Origin of the sequence: Lentzea rhizosphaerae, assembly GCF_042649515.1 — a bacterium.
Lineage (GTDB): Bacteria > Actinomycetota > Actinomycetes > Mycobacteriales > Pseudonocardiaceae > Lentzea > Lentzea aerocolonigenes.
The window spans coordinates 1-18,709 of sequence record NZ_JBHRZI010000055.1 but is presented as its reverse complement, the minus strand read 5'-3'; the positions used below and the strand labels follow the sequence as shown (position 1 = coordinate 18,709).

Below are 18,709 nucleotides of genomic sequence, written 5' to 3'. Positions count from 1 at the left end.
CCTTTCACCAGGACCGCTGGTCCTGGTAACTCGGTGTCCACTGCCTGGGGTGAACCTCACGGGCCAGCGAGTTTCGTTTCCTGGTTCGTGACAGGGCTGGCCAGTTCACGGCGTCGTTCGACTCTGTTCTCGCTGATGCCGGCATCGACGTTGTGAAGATCCCAGCGAGATGTCCGCGGGCTAACTGTTACGCGGAACGGTTTGTCGGCACTGTCAGACGAGAGCTCACCGACCGGTTGCTGATCATCAATGAGCGTCACCTGATGTCAGTGTTGAACCGCTACGTGTCCCACTACAACCACCGGCGACCACACCGGGCGCGACATCACACGCCACCGCGACCCGATCACCCGACCGGAGGTCCAGGTTGTACATCTGTACGTCGTCGGCGAGTGCTTGGCGGCTTGATCAACGAGTACGAACCTGCAGCGGCTTGATCCGCAGGTCAGGCCCGTTGAGCCATGTTTTGGCACCCCACAGGCACGGCGTTGTCGCCACTGCGCGACCTGTTGCGTGAGGACGCCGATTGGAACCTTCTGCTGCGAGACGTGACCGAACGCGCTTCTGCCACTGCGGAGGCGATCACCGAGTTCGACACCTCGTTCAGCCGCGGCCCGGACGAGGTCAGCACCCCGTCCTTGGAGCCCAAGATGAGCGCGATCGCCCACCGCGCGCCCATCCCGGCCTGGGACCCCGAGCGCGTCTTGGACTTCTATCCGCCGGACCAGGTACTCGACCGCAGGATCGCGGTCGGCGTCGAGGGCACGCTTGCCTGGTTCGTCCTCGAGCATCGTGACGAAGTGCGCTGGGGAGATGTCCAGACGCTCAACGAGTGCGTCTACGAGCTCATCGTCATGTACTTCGACAAGCGCAAAAGGCTGCTCTATATCCACAGCTCGGAGAACAACGGCAGCTATGCCGACCTGGCCGAAGCCGTCCTGGGCCAGGGCGCCACCGCGATCAACGGTCCCACCGTCTTTCGAGTACTGGCCGACCTCGACCGCCTGATCCCCACGAACATCGGCCTGCTCGACGCACGCGACCACTTCAACCGCTACACCATGTACGTCGGCAGCGACGTACTCGAAGCCCTCGCCCAGCACGACAAGCAGGGCAAGACACAGACACACATCGCCACGTCGGGTTTCAACCAGGGAGAGAAGGTCACCATCAGTGCCGCGCTGTCCGGCCGGTTCTGGTCCATGACCACCGCCCCCAACCTGCGAGCATGGAAGCAGTGGTGCGACGTCCAGGGCGACAAGCTGCTCAACGACGACATTGACTTGGTGCAGGTCTTCAACGGGCTCATCGTGCCCACTGAAGTCCGCGAACGGCCCGAACACGTCCTACTCGCCGCCGAGTGGCCCTGGGAGTTCTTCGCCGGGAACGGCACGACCCTCACCATCGCGGCTGATGAGAAGGCGTACCTCGTCACCGACGTCGAGTTTGTCATCGACGACCACGGCACCACCGGACCGTTCAAACTCACCCTGACCACACCTGCCTGGAAAATCGCGTACACGGCCGAGTTCGCAGACAGCGGCCTGCGCTGCACGCCTGTTGGGCGGGACGGCCTGGTGTCGAACAGACGAGACAGCGTCCCGCTGCAGTCGTGGATCAACAAGCACAAGCCCAACCTGTTCCTGTCCGGCGATCGTCTCCTGCTGCCTGACGACCGACTCCTCGAACCGCAGCACGACCTCCCGCCGTTTCCCTCAGACCGCATGGTCACCCCCGACTGGAAGGGCGTAGACCGCACCGTCGAGTCGCAGGGGGAGGACCGCAGGGCCGACTCCATCCAGGCCTACATGTCCAAGCTGCTGCGCTCCGCAACCGTCTTCGACGTCATGATCGACGACGACCGAGCCAACGAGGCCGCCGATCTCGTCGGCCTACGTATTGCCGGCGATGAACTCCACGTCGTTCTCGTGCACTGCAAGTTCTCCGGGAAGAAGCAGGTGGGCGCCCGCCTCAAGGATCTATACGAGGTCTGCGGGCAGGCCGTGCGTGGCGCCAAGTGGCGCCAGCAGGGCGCGCTCCCTCTTCTGCGTCACCTCGAGCGACGCGCGAAGTCCTTCCACACTCGCACAGGGAAGTCTCCGTTCGAGACCGGCGATATGGGCCAACTCCACAAGATCATGGGTATCGCGCCGCAACTGCGTCCTCGCTTCCAGACAATCGTCGCCCAGCCGGGTTTCTCCCAGAGTCAAGCCACCAGCGAGCATCTACGCGTCATCGCCGGAGCGGAAAGCTACGTCCGCGCCGCGACCGGCGGTTCGTTCGACTTCTACTGTGAGAAATAGGGCGCGCCTGCAACAGAGCAGGACTGGCTGCGCGACAAGGGTCCTCCACCACCGTAAGTCTGCGGCACCGATGGTTTTCCGCTGCCCGTGACAAGTCGACCGCGCCGCTCTCGTAGGGATGACGAGCGTAGATCTAGCGCTGACCAGCACGGGCACATCGTCGACATCGACCCTGAGGAGTCACGTCATCTACCTGCAGCCGCTGGGGATCAGGGCGAAGCGGGTCGCCCCCTGTTGTTCAGGAGGGAGGTGATGCCCTCCTTGAGCACCGTGGTGAGCGTGGGCCGCGAGCGTGCCGTCAGGTCCAGCCGTGCCACCTCGACGGTCGTGGTGACGCCGGCCGCGGTGAGTGCCTGGGAGGCCGTATGCCGCTGCACGTACAGTGCTCAAGGACGTCGCCGTCCGTTTCCTGTCAGGGCCATGGCCCCGGCAGCGACCCAGATACTGATGGGCTCGGGCACGCGGAGGAACATCATCGCCGGACCTCTCGCAGTCGAGTCGACGATCGACGCTGCGACGGGTAGGTCGTAGCCGGTCTCGTCGACGTAGCCGAGCGCCGTTGTCCAGAACCCGGCAGGGTGGCCGGCACTCGACCGACAACCTCTCGGCTCGCCGTAGACCTCACACCCTCAGCGCCAAATCGGTGATGCGGGTTGTTTGCTGCCCAACAACCTTGTAAGACGCTATGTCATGCGAAGACATCGCGCCGCTAAAGGCCAACCCCGCGCACGCATGGCCTTGAGCACCCATATCGCTCTCGTGCTCGGCGTCGCTATCGTCTCGGCAGTCGGCGTTGGTGTCGTGCTGTGGGTTGCGCTTGGCCATCCGCCACTCCGTCCTGCCGGTAACTGGACGACATCGAACAGCTTCGAGTTCGTCAAGATCGTTTTGGCGTTGGCCGGTGGAGTAGGCGCGGTGGTCGCTCTAGTCGTTGCTTACCGCAAACAGCACCTGGGTGAGACTGCGGAACGTCGTGAAGACATAAAGCTGTTCGCCGAGCGCTTCACGAAGGCCTCAGACCAGCTTGGAAGTGACAAGGCGGCGGTCCGGCTCGCAGGCATGTACGCACTCGAGGACCTGGCGCAGGGCACGCCCAGCCAAAGGCAGACCATTGTCAATGTGCTGTGCGCTTACCTGAGGATGCCTTATCTCCCTGCGTCCGCGCCGAGTTCCGGGGGCAACGCCCCCGTAGAGACGACAACATCGACAGCTCCGGCTGAAGACGCTGGGGCCGTGCTGGACCAGTGTGTCGACCACGATGAGAACGAGCGTCGTCAGCAGGAACGGCAGGTCCGTCTGACGGCTCAACGTATTTTGGGAGCGCACCTGCGTCCTCAGGACGATGGCGCGCGAGTCTCGGATGCGTTCTGGCAGGACATCGACCTCGATTTGACTGGCGCAACTCTCGTTGGCCTCGACCTGCGAAAGTGCCATGTTCGAACGGCGAAGTTCGACAATGCGGTCTTCAGTGAGGGTGCCTTGTTTCGGCAGGCGACCTTCAACGGGAATGCTTGGTTCAGCAACGCGATCTTCGATGGAGACACGGGGTTCCGCGAGGCTACGTTCTGTGGGCAAGCCTGGTTCAGCGAGGTGGCGTTCAATGGGTATGTCGGGTTCGGCGAGACGAGGTTCAGTGGATACGCCGGATTCGGTGAAGCGGTCTTCCGCGGCGACGCCGGGTTCGGAGACGTGACGTTCGCTGAAGGCACGGGTTTCGGTAAAGCAACGTTCTGTGGGCAAGCCTGGTTCAGCAAGGCCTCGTTCAGCGGGAACGCGGGGTTCGCTGAGACATCGTTCAGCGTATATGCCGGGTTCGGCAAGAGTACGTTCTGCGGGGACGCGAGATTCGACAACGCGACGTTCGATGGACAAGCCTGGTTCGGTGGCGCGGCGTTCAACGGTCGCGCGGGATTCGATGAGGCGTCGTTCAGTGGATATGCCGGGTTTGGCGAGGCTTCGTTCAATGGGGTAGCTGGATTCTACAAGGCATTGTTTAGAGAGGACGCCGGGTTCGGTGAGACTTCGTTCAACGGCGACACCAAGTTCGACGAGGCGACGTTCGCTCGGGGCGCTGCCTTCGACAGGGCGACGTTCGAGGGGAACGCCGGGTTCGAAGAGGTGACGTTCAACGGCCGCGCGGGGTTCGGCAGGGCGACGTTCAACGGCCGAGCTGGATTCAGCCGGGCGAGGTTCGGCGGACAAGCTTGGTTCGGTGGGACGATGTTCGGGATGCGTCCTTGTTGCGTCGACGCGCGAGTTCGATTGGACGCGACTCTTGTAGGTGCGCGGACGTGGCCGGATGGGGTGACAGCGACCGAACCTTCAAGTCAGGATAAGGCGCGACTACCTGACCTAGAGGGCACCTGGGGTTATTTGCAAGCCGCAATTGTCGATCATCTGCCGCCAGCTGACCTAGCGGGTTAACGCCTGACCTGGCCATCAATCGGACTGCCCGATCCAAGAGGGGTACACAAATGACCGGTTTCATCGGAATGGACCCGGAGTCTGTCCGCGCCTTGGCACGTCAACTTGAGTTCAAGGCTGCAGAGATCGAGGCCATCGCCACAACGCTCTCCGCCCAGATCGACGGCACGACCTGGCTCGGCCAGGATGCGGATGCGTTGCGTTCAGACTGGTCTAGCACATACCGCACCCAGCTCGTGTCGGTTGCGGCCGTGCTCAGAGAGGCGTCGTCACGGGCCATCAACAACGCGGCTCAACAGGAGGAAGCCTCGCGCGCCTAACCCGATTGCCGCGCCGTGCTCCGCGCAGGGGGCAGCGCACGGTCCATCGTGTGCCGCCCGGAAAGTCATCGCTGCTGAGTAGCGAGGTCTTCCCGGCTGCGGGCATGCCTGGGTGATCGTCTCGCTGTTGTACAAGGTGGTCTGCAAGTTGCTGTCTGTTCCAGCGGTGCTGTTTCGCAGTGAGTCAGCCAAGGATGCGGAGCTTCTCGTGCTGCGGCACGAGAACGTCGTTCTTCGTCGGCAGTTGACCGGGCCGGTTCGTTACGAGCCCGCAGACCGGTTCTGGTTCGCCGCGCTGTCGAGACTGGTACATCGCTCGCGCTGGCAGGAGGTCTTTCCTGTTACTCCTGGCACGTTGCTCGGCTGGCACCGCAGATTCATCGCCTCGAGGTGGGACTACACATCACGTCGGCGAACCAGGCGTCCCTCCACCCAGGTGGCGGTCAGGGCGCTCGTACGCCGGCTTGCCGGAGAGAATCCGCGGTGGGGGCATCGGCGGATCCATGGCGAGCTGGTCGGGCTTGGTCATCGCCTGGGCGCCTCGGCGGTCTGGGAGATCTTGCGCCGAGCGGGCATCGATCCGGCACCGCGGCGATGCGGCCCGACCTGGCGGGAGTTTCTGACCGCGCAGGCCGAGGGCATCATCGCGGCGGACTTCTTCCACATCGACACCGTGCTCGGCACACGTCTGTACGCGCTGGCGTTCCTCGAACACGGCACCAGGCGGCTGCACATCACCGGCGTCACCGCGCATCCGACACGGGGCTGGACGGTGCAACGGGCGAGGAACCTGGCTGGCCAACTCGGAGAACGCCCGGAATCTCTGCGCTTCCTGCTGCGTGACCGCGACGGCAAATACGGAGACGCGTTCGACGCCGTCTTCGAGGCAGAGGAATTTCGCGTGATTGCGACTGCACCGCGAGCTCCCAGGATGAACGCGCATTGCGAACGGATCATCGGCAGCATCCGCCGCGAGGTGCTCGACCATGTCCTCGTCCTGGGAGAAGGTCATGCGCGTCAAGTACTCGCGGCCTACCAGACTCACTACAACGAGCACCGGCCGCACCAGGCTCGCGACCAGCTACCGCCAGACATCCACGAACACCCCGCAGCGGCGCATGATCTTGATAGCCCTGGCTGCCCACCACTTCGCAGGCGGATCCTCGGTGGGGTGATCAACGAGTACAGGTACGCTGCTTGAGCTGCGGCGATGACTTTTCGAGCGGCACAAGGTCAGCCCACCAAGCCTAGTTTTGGCACCCCACAGGACGAGTCGCACGGTGGCTGGGCCGACTGGGAACAGCCACCGTGCGACTCATCCAGCGAGCGTTGCAACGTTGGGGCTTCGCACCGAACGTCGCCCGGTTGGGTTGACGGCAAATTCGAGCAGCCGACCGTCAACTCCGTCGCAGCCTGGCAGCGGGCGCATATGCCCAACACCCAGTTCTTCGGCCAAGTCTGGTCTGACGACTGGGCCAAACTGCTTAGTCGCTAACTAGAGATGGGCGACGTCGGCCGCCGTCGTTGTGTGCAATTCAAGGGTACCGAGATGGTCCGGCGCGCCGGTGACATAGACGGTGCACTCGCCCCAACTGGCCTCGATCACTGCGACACCGAGCGCGTCGATCCGAGTCCCTGAAAGCGGATTCTGATCGATCATGATGTTCACGGGCACCGCGACTGCCTCGCCAACGGCGGCCCGGACCAGGTCATGGTCCGCTGCGAAGCTTTCGCGCGTTGGCACTGCGCTACCAGGCTCGCGTTCGCGGGTTCTGGCCAGGAAGTTGAGCAGCTGGATTTCAGTGTTCTCCACAGGAAGTCCTCGCGGGTCGAGGCCGTGCGGCGACCGAACGGTCTTGACCTCCGACAGCAACCTCCCATCCGAGCTCCTGTAGGTGACATCGACGGCCCACGGCAGGCCATTGACACCCTGGGTTGCCAAGGTGGCGATCGGTCCAAGGCCCATGCCCGAAGACGCCGAGGCTACCGGCGCTGGGAAGACGGCGATCTGGTCGCGAGGATGGGGGCTGCGAGGAACATCCGCAGCCCCCATCGATCGGTCGTCCATGAAGCACTCACTCTCGGTTAACTGAGCGCTTCATCGGTACAGCGTGCGCTCAGAAGATGGTTGTGACGTCGGCAGGTCCACCAGAGAAGCAGACCGTACCGTCCACGAGAATAGCAAAATTGGCGAAGGCGATGACGTAGGCATTCGCGGAGCCGCGCGTCAATCCCCCCACAATACGATTCTTTTCCACATAGCCGTCAGCGTCGTAGTGCCCCAGGAAATCATGCTTGGTCTGGCCACCCTGATCGTTCAAGGTCACGGTCCACGTGAAATCAGATACCGCATCTCTAACCGCAAATCCAGTTTTCATGTCGATTGCATTGCCGCCACGCCCGTTGATGTAAAGGAACGACACCCCGCAGTTACCTGCTACTTGGTTCTGCGCGGTCATGTCATCCGAAGAGCCCCGCAGGGTACCCTTTTTTACGGAGTACTGAGTCCCGCTTTCGCTGGTTCGGATTTCGTAACCGTTCGCTTCGGCCACCTTACTGTCGAAGCCGCCGACCAGCATCGAGACCTCCAGCTTGGAGGTGTTTCCGCTCGCCAGCAACACCGGAGCAGCACTGGCGAAAGTGGTCGTGCCGACCATCGTCGCGAGCGTTACAACTCCCACCAGCATGGCTCGAACAATTTCCCTGAGCCGTGACGCCTTTGCCCAACCAAGGGTCGAATTCTTTCCCGACTTGCACTGTCGCATTATTCCCCCGTTTGACTGCCTGAATTTCGAACTCAAAGATGCTTCGTAGACTCGCTGCGATCTTCGCGAGCGAGTCAAGAAACTACATTTTTCCGGGCCTGGGCGCCCCTTCATCCCCCATTAGCGCAGCCGCTGCCCATTCAACGCCCACAACGCATCCTGGCATAGAAGATCGTCCGATGACTATCCGCCAAATGGACACCAGGAACTTCTGCCGTTGACGAACGGATCACCTTGCGACTGCAACGCAGCGTCCTCCAGCTCAGGATTCGACTATCGCAAGGGGACGTTTCATATGGACAGTTATCGACACAGCGTCACTCGCTCTGAATAGGTGGTCGACATACCAGGACCCGCACGGTTCCGGCAAAGTCGTGTAGGGGCTGGTCAGGCCGGGTGAAGGGCGGGCACGGCTTTCGGTGATCTTCTGGGTGTCGAAGCCTGATGATCATGTGAGAAGAGCCGTGCCCGCTGTGACGTCATCCCTGACCCCCTGCCGCGCTGGATCAGCTGGTCCGCACCGATGACGTGCCCGAGGATCCGGCGGCCGCGGTGAGCAGGGTGGCTGATCTGCGTGACCATCTCGCCGCGGTGCCCGATCCACGCCATCGGCGCGGCAGGCGGCACACGATCACCACGATCTTGCTGATCGCCGCGGCTGCCGCGCTGACCGGAGCGCGTTCGTTCGCCGCGATCGGCGAGTGGGCGGCGGACCTGCCTCAACACCTGCTGGCCGTACTCGGAGCACGCATGGACCGGCGACGGGGCCGCTACCGTGCACCGGAGGAAACCACGCTGCGGCGGGTGCTGGGATCGGTTGACGGCGATGCTCTGGATGATGCGATCGGCGCCTGGCTGACCGGCCGAGCACCCCGTGCCCAGGCGATCGCGGTGGACGGCAAGACGTTGCGTGGCACCTGTGACGAGACCGGACAAGGCGGTGTGCATCTGCTGGCCGCTATGACCCATGACAGCGGAGTCGTTGTCGCTCAACGCGAAGTGGACAGCAAGACCAACGAGATCACCTGTTTCCAGCCGCTGCTGTCCACCCTGGACATGGCGGGGGTCGTGGTGACCGCCGACGCACTGCACACCCAGCGTGCCCACGCCCGCCACCTCGTCGAGAACCTCGGCGCGGACTATGTGTTCACGGTGAAGGAGAACCAGCCCACCCTGTTCGCTCAGCTCGACGCCCTGCCCTGGATCGAGATCCCGGTGCACACCGCGGAAGGCACAGGGCATGGCCGTGTCGAGCGCTGCACGATCCGGATGCAGGCCGCACCCGAGGGCATCGCCTTTCCTTACACTGTGGGGTGCCAGAACTCTGCACACATGGGTTGAGCTGCGGTGATCAGGTTCTGTCGTCCTGCAGGCATGATCGTGGGCGTGGCGCTGCGACTGCTGTACCTCATCCTTGCTCGGCTCGGTGGCTGGCTGGTTCTGCTCGGCCGGTCCTCGGCGGCCAAGGACGTCGAGTTGCTGGTGTTGCGGCATGAAGTCGCGGTGTTGCGTCGAGGTCAGCGGCGTCCTCGGTTGGATTGGGCCGATCGTGCGGTGCTGGCCGCGTTGGTGCGGCAGTTACCCGTGTGGCTGAGACGGCACCGGTTGGTGTCTCCGGGCACGGTGTTGCGGTGGCATCGGCGGTTGGTCGCGAAGAAGTGGACCAACCCGAACCGGGCTGGTCGACCGCGGGTCGATGAGACCGTGGTGGCGTTGATCGAGCGGATGGCGCGGGAGAACGCGGGCTGGGGTTACCGGCGTATCCAAGGTGAGCTGCTGAAGCTTGGTCATCGGACGTCTGCGTCGACTGTTCGTCGTGTGCTGAAGCGGCTTCAGATTCCGCCTTCGCCGACTCGAGACTCCGACACGTCGTGGCGGCGGTTCCTGCGTGCTCAGGTGGCGAGCATGCTGGCGTGCGACTTCTTCCATGTCGACTGCGCGGTGACGTTGAAGCGGGTGTATGTGTTCTTCGTGATGGAGGTCGGCACCCGCTATGTCCACATCCTCGGCACTACCACCAACCCTGACGGTCCGTGGACCACTCAGCAGGCGCGTAACTTCCTTATGACGCTTGACGATCGGGCGAACGAGTTTCGTTTCCTGGTTCGTGACAGGGCGGGCCAGTTCACAGTGTCGTTCGATTCCGTTCTCGCGGACGCCGGCATCGACGTTGTGAAGATCCCACCGCGCTGTCCGCGGGCGAACTGCTACGCGGAACGCTTTATCGGCACCGTCAGGCGCGAGCTCACCGACCGGCTGCTGGTCATCAATGAGCGGCACCTGAAGTCAGTGCTGAACCGCTACGTCTCCCACTACAACCACCGACGGCCACACAGAGCGCGGGACCACACTCCACCACGACCCGATTACCCGCTCATAGGATCAGGCAGTGGCGCCGTTCGTCGTCGGCGAGTGCTTGGCGGCTTGATCAACGAGTACGAACCCGCGGCGGCCTGAGGTGCAGGTCAGCCCACCAAGCCTAGTTTTGGTACCCCACAGGTCGTCATCATGTCGAAGCGTTACCCGCCCGAGGTTCGCGAGAAGGCCGTACGCCTGGCCCTTGAGCGACTCGATGAGTACGAGTCTCCGTATGCCGCCGCCAAGGCGATCGGCCCGATGGTCGACGTGCACTACGAGACGTTGCGGGTGTGGATCAAGAAGGCCCTTGCGGAGGGCTCCCGGCCCGCTGCACAGCCGTCACAGGGACTGCCGCCGGCCGAGCGCGAGGAGTTGCTGCGGCTGCGGAAGGAAGTCCGGGATCTCAAGCAGGCCAACGAGATCCTGAAGCTGGCATCGGCTTTTTTCGCGCGGGAACTGTGCGCCACGAGGCGCCGAGTTGATCGAGGAGGGGTGAGAGACCTTTCCCGCCTGGTTGTCGCAGCAGCTGGGTGAAGCCTGGGGGCAGCCTGACCTGGAGGAACGCCGGGGAGGGTGGCAAGCGGCCCCGACAAGGGCGGGACGTGCCGGGACTGCCAGACGGTGCGGGCTCGTCGGCAAGGCCAGACGGTGTAACGAGAGTGAACCAGTGGTTGACGCTTCGTAACAGCGAAGCCGGCTCCAACCTGGTGGATATGGGCCGGTGTGCAGCGCGTGACGCCTCGGCGGGGATCGTGTCGGGGTTGTCAACTCCGAAGCCGTGTAGTTCCGACGGTGGGGAGGCCAGGGTGAAGGTCTGCGGCGTAGCCGTGGCGATGCTGCCGGAGTAGAGCTGGGCGCCTCGCTGGCTGATCGATTGCTTGGTGAACGTGGGAACCACCCGACAGTCGCACCACGTCTGTCCATCCAGGACAGTGGTGGGGCAGGCCTGTTCCGGCTGATGGCTGATCGGATGGGGCGGAGGCTGTGTAGTAGTCGCGGGCGTGACGACCCGTCACAGGAGTCCGGGAGAGCCGGACGCAGGGCGAAGACAGCCAGCAAGTCGGCGGTGACGGATGCTGGAATGCCGGGAGGATGTCGTTGGTGAACACCGACGAGCTGGACTTGGCCCTGTTCAGGGCCGAGCGCCGGGTACTGGAGATCCAGACCAAGCTGCACCGGTGGGCACGTGAGGATGCCCGTCGGCAGTTCGACGACCTGTTCAATTTGGTGGCCGATCCCGCGTTTGTGTTGGTGGCGTGGGATCGGGTGCGGGGCAACAAGGGTGCCGGGACCGCTGGGGTGGACGGTCGCACCGCCGCGTCGATCGTGGCGCGGGTCGGGGTGACCGACTATCTCGGCGAGCTGCGGTCGGCGTTGAAGGACCGCAGTTTCCGCCCGATGCCGGTGCGGGAGCGGATGATTCCCAAGACAGGCGGAAAGCTGCGTCGTCTGGGGATCGCGACCATCACCGACCGGGTGGTGCAGGCATCGTTGAAGCTCGTGCTGGAGCCGATCTTCGAGGCGGATTTCCTCCCATGCTCCTATGGGTTCCGCCCGATGCGCCGGACTCATGACGCGGTGGCCGAGATCCGTTACCTGACCTCGAAACCACGGTGTTACGAGTGGATCGTGGAAGGCGACATCACGGCCTGTTTCGACGAGATCTCGCATACGGCCCTCATGGACCGGGTGCGAGCACGCGTCGCGGACAAACGCGTCCTGGCCCTGGTGAAGGCGTTCCTCAAGTCGGGCATCCTCGGTGAGGATCGCCTGCTGAGGCGGACCACCGCCGGGACCCCGCAGGGATCAATCCTGTCCCCGTTGCTCAGCAACGTCGCCTTGTCCGTGCTGGACGAGCACATCGCCCGATCTCCGGGCGGTCCGGCCACGAACAAGGTCGAGCGGGCCAAGCGGCAGCGGCATGGCCAACCGAACTTCCGGCTGGTCCGCTATGCCGACGACTGGTGCCTGGTGATCAGAGGCACCAGGGCCGACGCGGAAGCCCTGCGGACACAGATCACGGAAGTCCTGTCCACGATGGGATTGCGCCTGTCACCGGACAAGACGCTGATCACCCACATCGATGACGGCCTGGACTTTCTCGGGTGGCGCATCCAGCGTCACCGGAAGAAGGGCACGCGCGAGCACTACGTCTACACCTATCCGGCCAAGAAGTCCCTCAAGGCGGCCATGGCCAGGGTGAAGACAGTGTGCCGCGAGGTCGAGGTGAACCAGCCCATCGACACCCTGATCCGCAGGCTCAACCCTGTGGTGCGGGGCTGGTGCGCCCACTTCCGGCCCGGAGTGTCGTCGGTGACCTTCTCCTACCTGAGCCACTACGTGTGGCAGACGGTATGGCGATGGATCCGCCGCAAACACAACCGGACCGGATGGAAGGAACTGCGCCACCGCTACTGCGGTGGCGGCTGGTGGCCCACCGGCCAAGACAGGATGCTGTTCGACCCGGAGAAGATGAGCACTACGCGCTATCGATACCGGGGATCGGTCATCCCGTCGCCCTGGGCCACCACCTGACGAGAAACCTCACGAACCAGCGGGACTTGTGGAGCGCCCGGTGCCTTGAAAGGGGCACGCCGGGTGCGGGAAGCGGCCTGGGGAAACGGACCGGTCACCCGACCGGAACCGCGCCCCGAGCCGACTTCACCGACCCGCGGCACCACTGATCGTCGGCTTCATCGACGAATACCGCCAGGTCTACGGCGTCGAGTCGATCTGTGACGTGCTCACCGAGCACGGAATCCAGATCGCGCCCAGGACCTATCGCAAGGCCCGCCGCCGGCCACCATCGGCCCGCGATGTCACCGACGCCTACCTGGAGAACGCCCTGCGCGACCTGCGGGGCACGCCAGAACAGATGTACGGGCGCCGCAAGATGACCCACTACCTGCGTCGTCACGGCCATGACGTGGCGTTCTGCACCGTGGACCGGATCATGCGCAGACTCGGCCTCAACGGTGTCGTCAGAGGCCGCAAGCAGCGCACCACGATCCCGGCCAAGGACGGGATACGCGCCGCGGACAGGCTCAACCGCGACTTCACCGCCATAGCGCCGAACCTGGTCTGGGTCGCTGACTTCACCTACGTCTCCACGTGGACAGGATGGGCCTACGTGGCGTTCGTGTTCGACGCCTACTCCCGCGCGATCGTCGGCTGGACCGCGTCGGGCTCGAAGACGGCCGCGCTGGTGTCCAAAGCACTCAACATGGCCGTGTGGCGTCGTGATCATTATGGTTATCCGGTCGAGCCCGGATTGATCCACCACTCGGATGCCGGCAGTCAGTACACGTCGGTGAAGTTCACCGAATCCCTTGCTCTGCAAGGACTCTCGGCGTCTATAGGCTCCGTTGGCGATGCCTATGACAACGCTCTAGCGGAGTCGATCATCGGCTTGTTCAAGACTGAGGTGGTCAACCGGCACGGTCCGTTCAAGACCCTCGCCGAGGTCGAGTTCGCGCTCATGGAATGGGCGGACTGGTACAACAACGCCCGCCTGCACTCGCGTCTGGACTACCTGACCCCGGTCGAGTACGAAGCCGCGTATTACTCTCAACACCCGCCACGCCGACCGGCGCTGGTCTGAAACCGAAGCCGGTCTCAAATCCGTGACGGTTCACCATGCCCGATCACTTCCCGTGAACGTGTGCGCAAGCAGCGCCCGTGATGTCGGCAGTGATCCACGGAAATCGACGTGGTGGGGAAGAACCAGAGCGAGGATCCATCCGCCGCCCAGCAGGAATCCGTCATCTGGCGCGCCTGCCTGCGCAAACACCGGCATGCCCCGACTGGGTGAAAACAAAGTTCTCTTGGCGGAACGGTTGTTCGGCAGGTGTTCCGAGCTAGCCTGTGCAGGCACAATGCGCTGAATTCGCGTCAGGGGAGACCGATGGCGACGCCGAGGCTAGGGCTGGCCGCCCGCCGCAAGGCCATGGGGTATTCGCAGGAGCGCCTGGCCGAGCTTCTCGGAGTCACGCCTGGAACCATCGGCCGTTGGGAACAGGGCAAGTCCACTCCGGAAGCCTGGCTCCAGCCGCGCGTCGCGAAGGTCCTTGGTCTGTCTGTCCAGGAACTGATCGACGTCCTGCGACTCGGGACGCCGGCCGTCGAGCGTGCCGATGCTGATCGTCTGGAGCGTGCCCTCGCGAATCCGTCGAAGGTGGATCTCGTCACCGTCGCCGAACTTCGTCAGCGTGTGTCACTGCTGAGTGTTCGCTACGACGCTGAGCGGTCAACCGGGTTGCTGGCCGAAGCAGGACAGGCCTTGGGGCAGACCAGGTTGCTTCGTGAACACGCACGTGACTATCGCGTGAAGCGCGACTTGCTGGTGGCCGAGGCAGAGGCGTCCACCGTGATGGGCCAGTTCGTCTGGGACGCGTCTCAGCGCCGTGATCACGACACCGCAAAAGAGCATTTCACGGCGGCCGCGGAAGCAGCGCGCAGGGTCAATGATCCGGTTCTCGAAGCTGTCGCGCTTCTGCGAACCTCGTACGTCGAGCTGTACGGGACCGAGAATCCGGCCGAGGGACTGGTTCTCACCGAACGTGCGGCCGATGTGGCGATGGGGCACAGCGATGTGCTGACGGGGTTGGCAGAACTGCATTCTGCCGAGGCGCACGCGATGGTCGGTGAACGCGTTGCCTGCGAGCGTTCGCTGGGACGGGCGCAGGACCACTTTGGACGGATCTCTGGGGATGAGCCGGTCGTGGAGATGTTCTCTGAGACGCAGTACGACCGCCTCGCTGGATCCTGCTATCTCCGTTTGCACGACGCGACCACGGCCCAGGCGACGTTGGAGCGAGTCGCTTCGCGGGCCTCGTCTCGTTCGAAGTCGCGCAGCATCGTGCTGGCGAACCTGAGCTTGGCCCACATCCAGCAGCGGGAACTCGACAACGCCGCGGCGGTCCTGCACGCCGCGATCGACTGCGTAGAGGAAACTTGGGGCGGCGGTGGCCTCAAAGTGATCTTCGGCGCGGCACGAGAACTTGGTCCTTGGCGGAAGGAACCTGTGGTAGATCAGGTATATGACCGCCTGTTCACCATGATGGCGGCGTCCTAGAAAGGGTTGCCTTGTGGCGAATCTGGACGAGACGAAGAACGAGGTTCGCCACCGCGTCTGGGACCTGCTCACCGAGCACCGCGCCGCTCAGCCGGACGTGCACGGCTCGATCCCGAACTTCAAGGGCGCAGAACTGGCCGCCCGGCGGCTCGCAGATCTTCCAGCCTGGAAGCAGGCGCGCGTGGTGAAGGCCGTGCCCGACAAGCCACAGGCTCCGGTCAGGGTGCTGGCTCTTCAGCAGGGCAAGCTGCTCTATGTGGCGGTTCCGCGGATCGCGGCCGCGAAGCCGTTCTACGAACTCGACCCGGCGAAGCTCCCTGTGTCGCCGGAGGAAGCGGCGGTGCCGAAGAAGGCCGCGCTGTTCGCCAGGACTGTCGACACGGACGAGATGCCCAAGATCGACCTGCTCGTGTGCGGAACAGTGGCGGTGAACCGTCGAGGTGTCCGCCTCGGCAAAGGCGCGGGGTACGCCGACATCGAGGTGGCATTGCTCCAGGAGGCAGGGCTGATCAGTGACGCGACGGTGATCGTCACGACAGTCCACGACCTCCAGATCGTCGATGGTGATCTTCCGGAGACGAGCCACGACTTCTCCATCGACGTGATCGTCACTCCGACTCAGGTCATTGAGTGCGGACCGCCTCGACGACCGGCGGGGATCCTGTGGTCGGAGTTAGATCCAGAGAAGATCGCCGCCATTCCTGCGCTCGCCGCGCGGGCGGCTCGGCGCGGTGCGTCTGGTCTGTGAACTGCTGGTTGGGCCCAGCTCGGTCGATCAGGCGAATCCCTTCTGCTCCTCTGGCTTGGAGGGCCTCCAAGAACTACGCAGGTAGTACGGCGGAGCGTAAGAAACGAGGGAAACGCGTGGGGGCTCAACTTGACCTGCAAGCGCGGCTGACGTTCGCATGGCTTGAAGTGACGGGGAAATGTCAGCTGCACTGTGTTCAGTGCTATGCCGACTCGGGCCCGGCAGGCTCGCATGGCGTGATGACTGCGGAGGACTGGCATAAGTCGATTGACCAGCTCGCTGACCTCGGAACAAGGATGGTGCAGTTCATCGGAGGCGAGCCGACGTTGCACCGCGCGCTGCCGGAACTCATCCACCATGCCCTCGATCGCGGGCTGGTGGTCGAAGTGTTCACGAACCTGGTGCACGTCGCCCCGGCGTTGTGGCAGGTCTTCTCGCGGTCCGGTGTTCAGCTCGCCACCAGCTATTACTCCGATGACGCCAAGCAGCATGAGCGGGTCACACGCGGCCGGGGTAGCTACGAGCGCACGAAGTCGAACATCGTCGAGGCCGTCCGACGCTCGATCCCGCTGCGGGTCGGCGTGATCGAGGTCGGTGGATGGCAGCGCGTGGAGGAGGCGGTGGCCCAGCTGCGAGATCTCGGGGTGGGAGGTGAGGTGCGGATCGATCGTCTGCGACAGGTCGGCCGCGGTGTGCGGGACAGGGGACCTGACCTGGGCGAACTGTGCGGTCAGTGTGGTGACGGTAGGGTCGCGATCGCACCGGACGGGTCGGTGTGGCCGTGTGTGTTCTCCCGGTGGTTGCCGGTGGGCAACGTGCGGGAGGAGTCACTTGTCGACATCCTGACCGGACCGAGGATGATGGAGACTGCATCAGTGCTCGCGACGGAGTTCGCTCAGCGACCTCTGAATCCGTGCGTGCCCAACATGTGTGATCCGCAGTGCGGGCCGAGCTGCAGCCCGGCGTGTCGACCGGCCGGCAACTGCACACCTACGGGAGCCTGCGCTCCGGACTACCACTGACCGAAGGAACTTCCGCTCATGCTCGCCCGCCGCGCGTACATCCCCGCCGAGCTGCTGCCTCGTGGCTCACGGAGGACATGGCCGCTCGACGTGCCATGCGTCGCCCAGCTGGCGGAGGAAGGGATGACGTTCGAGCGGCCGGTGATCTTCCTCGTCGGCGAGAACGGCTCCGGGAAGTCCACCCTGGTCGAGGCGTTCGCCGAGGCTTGGGGCCTGGACGCGCAGGGTGGGCGGGCTGGGCGGAAGTACGTCAACGACCGGCCGAAGTCCGTGCTCGGCGAGATGGTGCAGTTCGAGACCACTGCAGCCGGCGCCCGGCATCGGATCGGGCCGCGGACTAAACGCAAGGGCTACTTCCTGCGCGCGGAGACCGCGTTCGGCTTCATGAACGCGGTGAGCGGCATGCGCGGCTACTGGGACGAGGACACCAGCGAGATGAGCCACGGCGAAGGCTTTCTCACCGTGTTCGCCGCGATGTTCCGCGCGCCAGGCTTCTACCTGATGGACGAGCCTGAGGCGGCGCTGTCGTTTCAGTCCTGCCTTCGTTTGATGCATCTGATGTACGAGCTCGGCAAGTCGGGTGCGCAGATCATCTGCGCGACTCATTCGCCGATCCTGGCGTCCACACCGGACGCCGACATCATCGAAGTGGGGGAGCACGGCTTTCACCGGTCCAAGTGGGAGGACCTGGCGCTGGTCGACCACTGGCGCAGGTACATGGCCACGCCCGAGGCCTACCTGCGTCACGTCACCGAGGACTAGCGGTGCCCGAGAACCTCAGCGACGCCGACGCTCAGTTCCGTGAGTGGATGGGCGAGAACCTTCAGCGAGCCGCAGCGCACTTCGGGCTCGAGCTCGTCGGCGAGCCTCGGCTGGGCTGGATGGACCGGTCGATCGGCGCGCGTGCCGGCCGCAGCGGGGAGCAGTTCTGGTTGCGGGTGGTCTCGGAGAACAAGCAGTGGATCGGCGGCGACTTCTGGACCGGAAATCTCGACGCCAACGTGCTCACCGGCCTGGCCAAGCCACGCGTGTTGGAGGTCTACGAGTGGGAGGAAATCCGGCAGCAGCGCGCCGAGCTGCTCACTCTGTTGCCGGGCTCGCCATGCTCCCGCACCGACGCGCTCCGCGAGCTGATCGATCTGCCCGATGCCTGGTGGAGAGAACTTCGTCGCACGGTCGACGTCGTCGCCTCGACACCGACGGACCGCGTCAACGCCGACCAGGAATTGGTCAGCAGCCGAATCCGGCAGCGGTTCGGTGACTCCGCTGATCATGTTGTCTCCCAGTGGGAAACCGTGCACGGCGACCTGCATTGGGCCAATCTCATGGGGCCGGATTTCGGCCTGCTGGACTGGGAGTGGTGGGGGCGTGGGCCCGCGGGCATGGACGCGGCGACTTTGCTCGCCTACAGCCTTCTCATGCCGGAGATGGTCGAGCGCGTGCGTTCCGTCTTCGACGATGTGCTGGAGTCCGAGTCCGGCCGCGTTGCCCAGCTCTACGTCGCCTCCAGGCTCTTCCGCCGGATCGACATGGGGGATCATCCGGAGCTCGCCGCGGCGCTCGCCGCTCACGCGGAATCGCTGATGTGAATGACCTGGCGTAGCGCGATCACCGGATCAGGCTACGCCAGCTAGCCCCAATGCCGTGTAGTTAGGCGGTTGCCAGGGTTGTCAAGGTTCGGCGGGGACGACGATG

General features: G+C 64.1%; 18 protein-coding genes. 15 read left to right on the top strand and 3 right to left on the bottom strand.

The features are described from left to right. The first annotated feature begins 152 nt into the window (after nt 1-152). Entirely contained in the window at nt 153-437 is a 285-nt protein-coding gene (locus ACFOWZ_RS44035) for an integrase core domain-containing protein (RefSeq protein ID WP_382380029.1), read from the top strand. A gap of 111 nt (nt 438-548) precedes the next feature. Beyond that, the gene (locus ACFOWZ_RS44030; protein WP_382380027.1) at nt 549-2,303 is read left to right on the top strand and encodes a hypothetical protein; all 1,755 of its coding nucleotides are present in this window, start codon (nt 549-551) and stop codon (nt 2,301-2,303) included. Nucleotides 2,304-2,512: 209 nt separating this feature from the next. Here ACFOWZ_RS44030 and ACFOWZ_RS44025 read toward each other — a convergent pair whose 3' ends face one another. Continuing rightward, the gene (locus ACFOWZ_RS44025; protein ID WP_382380025.1) at nt 2,513-2,680 is read right to left on the bottom strand and encodes a hypothetical protein; all 168 of its coding nucleotides are present in this window, start codon (nt 2,678-2,680) and stop codon (nt 2,513-2,515) included. 355 nt (nt 2,681-3,035) lie between these two features. On the opposite strand from ACFOWZ_RS44025, the gene ACFOWZ_RS44020 reads away from it, so the two are divergent. The 3 genes from ACFOWZ_RS44020 to ACFOWZ_RS44010 all read left to right on the top strand — a co-directional run bounded on the left by ACFOWZ_RS44020 (nt 3,036) and on the right by ACFOWZ_RS44010 (nt 6,248). Then, nucleotides 3,036-4,727, top strand: a complete 1,692-nt coding sequence (locus ACFOWZ_RS44020) for a pentapeptide repeat-containing protein (RefSeq protein ID WP_382380023.1) — start codon at nt 3,036-3,038, stop codon at nt 4,725-4,727. A 50-nt stretch (nt 4,728-4,777) separates the two neighbouring features. Beyond that, nucleotides 4,778-5,047 carry a hypothetical protein gene (locus tag ACFOWZ_RS44015; RefSeq protein WP_382380021.1) on the top strand — a complete coding sequence of 90 codons (270 nt, stop codon included), beginning with the start codon at nt 4,778-4,780 and terminating at the stop codon, nt 5,045-5,047. A 112-nt stretch (nt 5,048-5,159) separates the two neighbouring features. Further along, nucleotides 5,160-6,248 carry an integrase core domain-containing protein gene (locus ACFOWZ_RS44010; RefSeq protein WP_382380019.1) on the top strand — a complete coding sequence of 363 codons (1,089 nt, stop codon included), beginning with the start codon at nt 5,160-5,162 and terminating at the stop codon, nt 6,246-6,248. Nucleotides 6,249-6,542: 294 nt separating this feature from the next. Here the strand turns inward: ACFOWZ_RS44010 and ACFOWZ_RS44005 are convergent, their stop codons facing one another. Then, nucleotides 6,543-7,115, bottom strand: a complete 573-nt coding sequence (locus ACFOWZ_RS44005; protein ID WP_382380017.1) for a hypothetical protein — start codon at nt 7,113-7,115, stop codon at nt 6,543-6,545. A 49-nt stretch (nt 7,116-7,164) separates the two neighbouring features. Then, the gene (locus ACFOWZ_RS44000) at nt 7,165-7,734 is read right to left on the bottom strand and encodes a hypothetical protein (RefSeq protein WP_382380015.1); all 570 of its coding nucleotides are present in this window, start codon (nt 7,732-7,734) and stop codon (nt 7,165-7,167) included. A 639-nt stretch (nt 7,735-8,373) separates the two neighbouring features. Here ACFOWZ_RS44000 and ACFOWZ_RS43995 point away from each other — a divergent pair. From ACFOWZ_RS43995 to ACFOWZ_RS43950, 10 genes are all read left to right on the top strand, one after another. Next, the gene (locus ACFOWZ_RS43995; RefSeq protein ID WP_382380013.1) at nt 8,374-9,153 is read left to right on the top strand and encodes an ISAs1 family transposase; all 780 of its coding nucleotides are present in this window, start codon (nt 8,374-8,376) and stop codon (nt 9,151-9,153) included. 45 nt (nt 9,154-9,198) lie between these two features. Beyond that, nucleotides 9,199-10,269, top strand: a complete 1,071-nt coding sequence (locus tag ACFOWZ_RS43990) for an integrase core domain-containing protein (protein WP_382380011.1) — start codon at nt 9,199-9,201, stop codon at nt 10,267-10,269. A 51-nt stretch (nt 10,270-10,320) separates the two neighbouring features. Then, complete coding sequence (locus tag ACFOWZ_RS43985; protein ID WP_382380009.1) at nt 10,321-10,704, top strand: transposase; 384 nt, start codon at nt 10,321-10,323, stop codon at nt 10,702-10,704. Between the two features lie 567 nt (nt 10,705-11,271). Beyond that, the gene (gene ltrA / locus ACFOWZ_RS43980; RefSeq protein WP_382380007.1) at nt 11,272-12,705 is read left to right on the top strand and encodes a group II intron reverse transcriptase/maturase; all 1,434 of its coding nucleotides are present in this window, start codon (nt 11,272-11,274) and stop codon (nt 12,703-12,705) included. A gap of 145 nt (nt 12,706-12,850) precedes the next feature. Then, nucleotides 12,851-13,771, top strand: coding sequence for an IS3 family transposase (locus tag ACFOWZ_RS43975; protein ID WP_382380033.1), 921 nt, complete (start codon nt 12,851-12,853; stop codon nt 13,769-13,771). 303 nt (nt 13,772-14,074) lie between these two features. Further along, a complete protein-coding gene (locus ACFOWZ_RS43970) occupies nt 14,075-15,244 on the top strand; it encodes a helix-turn-helix transcriptional regulator (RefSeq protein WP_382380005.1) in 1,170 nt (389 codons plus the stop codon). Nucleotides 15,245-15,257: 13 nt separating this feature from the next. After that, the gene (locus tag ACFOWZ_RS43965) at nt 15,258-15,992 is read left to right on the top strand and encodes a 5-formyltetrahydrofolate cyclo-ligase (RefSeq protein WP_382380003.1); all 735 of its coding nucleotides are present in this window, start codon (nt 15,258-15,260) and stop codon (nt 15,990-15,992) included. 116 nt (nt 15,993-16,108) lie between these two features. Further along, nucleotides 16,109-17,014: a radical SAM/SPASM domain-containing protein gene (locus ACFOWZ_RS43960; RefSeq protein WP_382380031.1), complete on the top strand. Its 906-nt coding sequence runs from the start codon at nt 16,109-16,111 to the stop codon at nt 17,012-17,014. A gap of 18 nt (nt 17,015-17,032) precedes the next feature. After that, nucleotides 17,033-17,776, top strand: a complete 744-nt coding sequence (locus ACFOWZ_RS43955) for an AAA family ATPase (protein WP_382380001.1) — start codon at nt 17,033-17,035, stop codon at nt 17,774-17,776. Nucleotides 17,777-17,778: 2 nt separating this feature from the next. Then, on the top strand, nt 17,779-18,603 hold the full coding sequence (locus tag ACFOWZ_RS43950; protein WP_382379999.1) for an aminoglycoside phosphotransferase: 825 nt from the start codon (nt 17,779-17,781) through the stop codon (nt 18,601-18,603). Nucleotides 18,604-18,709: the final 106 nt, after the last annotated feature.

Excerpts from the sequence above, each read along its gene's own strand:
- ACFOWZ_RS43970 (WP_382380005.1), top strand. The coding sequence starts at position 14,075 with ATGGCGACGCCGAGGCTAGGGCTGGCCGCCCGCCGCAAGGCCATGGGG.
- ACFOWZ_RS44000 (WP_382380015.1), bottom strand. The coding sequence starts at position 7,734 with ATGCTGGTGGGAGTTGTAACGCTCGCGACGATGGTCGGCACGACCACT.
- ACFOWZ_RS43955 (WP_382380001.1), top strand. The coding sequence starts at position 17,033 with ATGCTCGCCCGCCGCGCGTACATCCCCGCCGAGCTGCTGCCTCGTGGC.
- ACFOWZ_RS44020 (WP_382380023.1), top strand. The coding sequence starts at position 3,036 with ATGGCCTTGAGCACCCATATCGCTCTCGTGCTCGGCGTCGCTATCGTC.
- ACFOWZ_RS44015 (WP_382380021.1), top strand. The coding sequence starts at position 4,778 with ATGACCGGTTTCATCGGAATGGACCCGGAGTCTGTCCGCGCCTTGGCA.
- ACFOWZ_RS43985 (WP_382380009.1), top strand. The coding sequence starts at position 10,321 with ATGTCGAAGCGTTACCCGCCCGAGGTTCGCGAGAAGGCCGTACGCCTG.
- ACFOWZ_RS44005 (WP_382380017.1), bottom strand. The coding sequence starts at position 7,115 with ATGGACGACCGATCGATGGGGGCTGCGGATGTTCCTCGCAGCCCCCAT.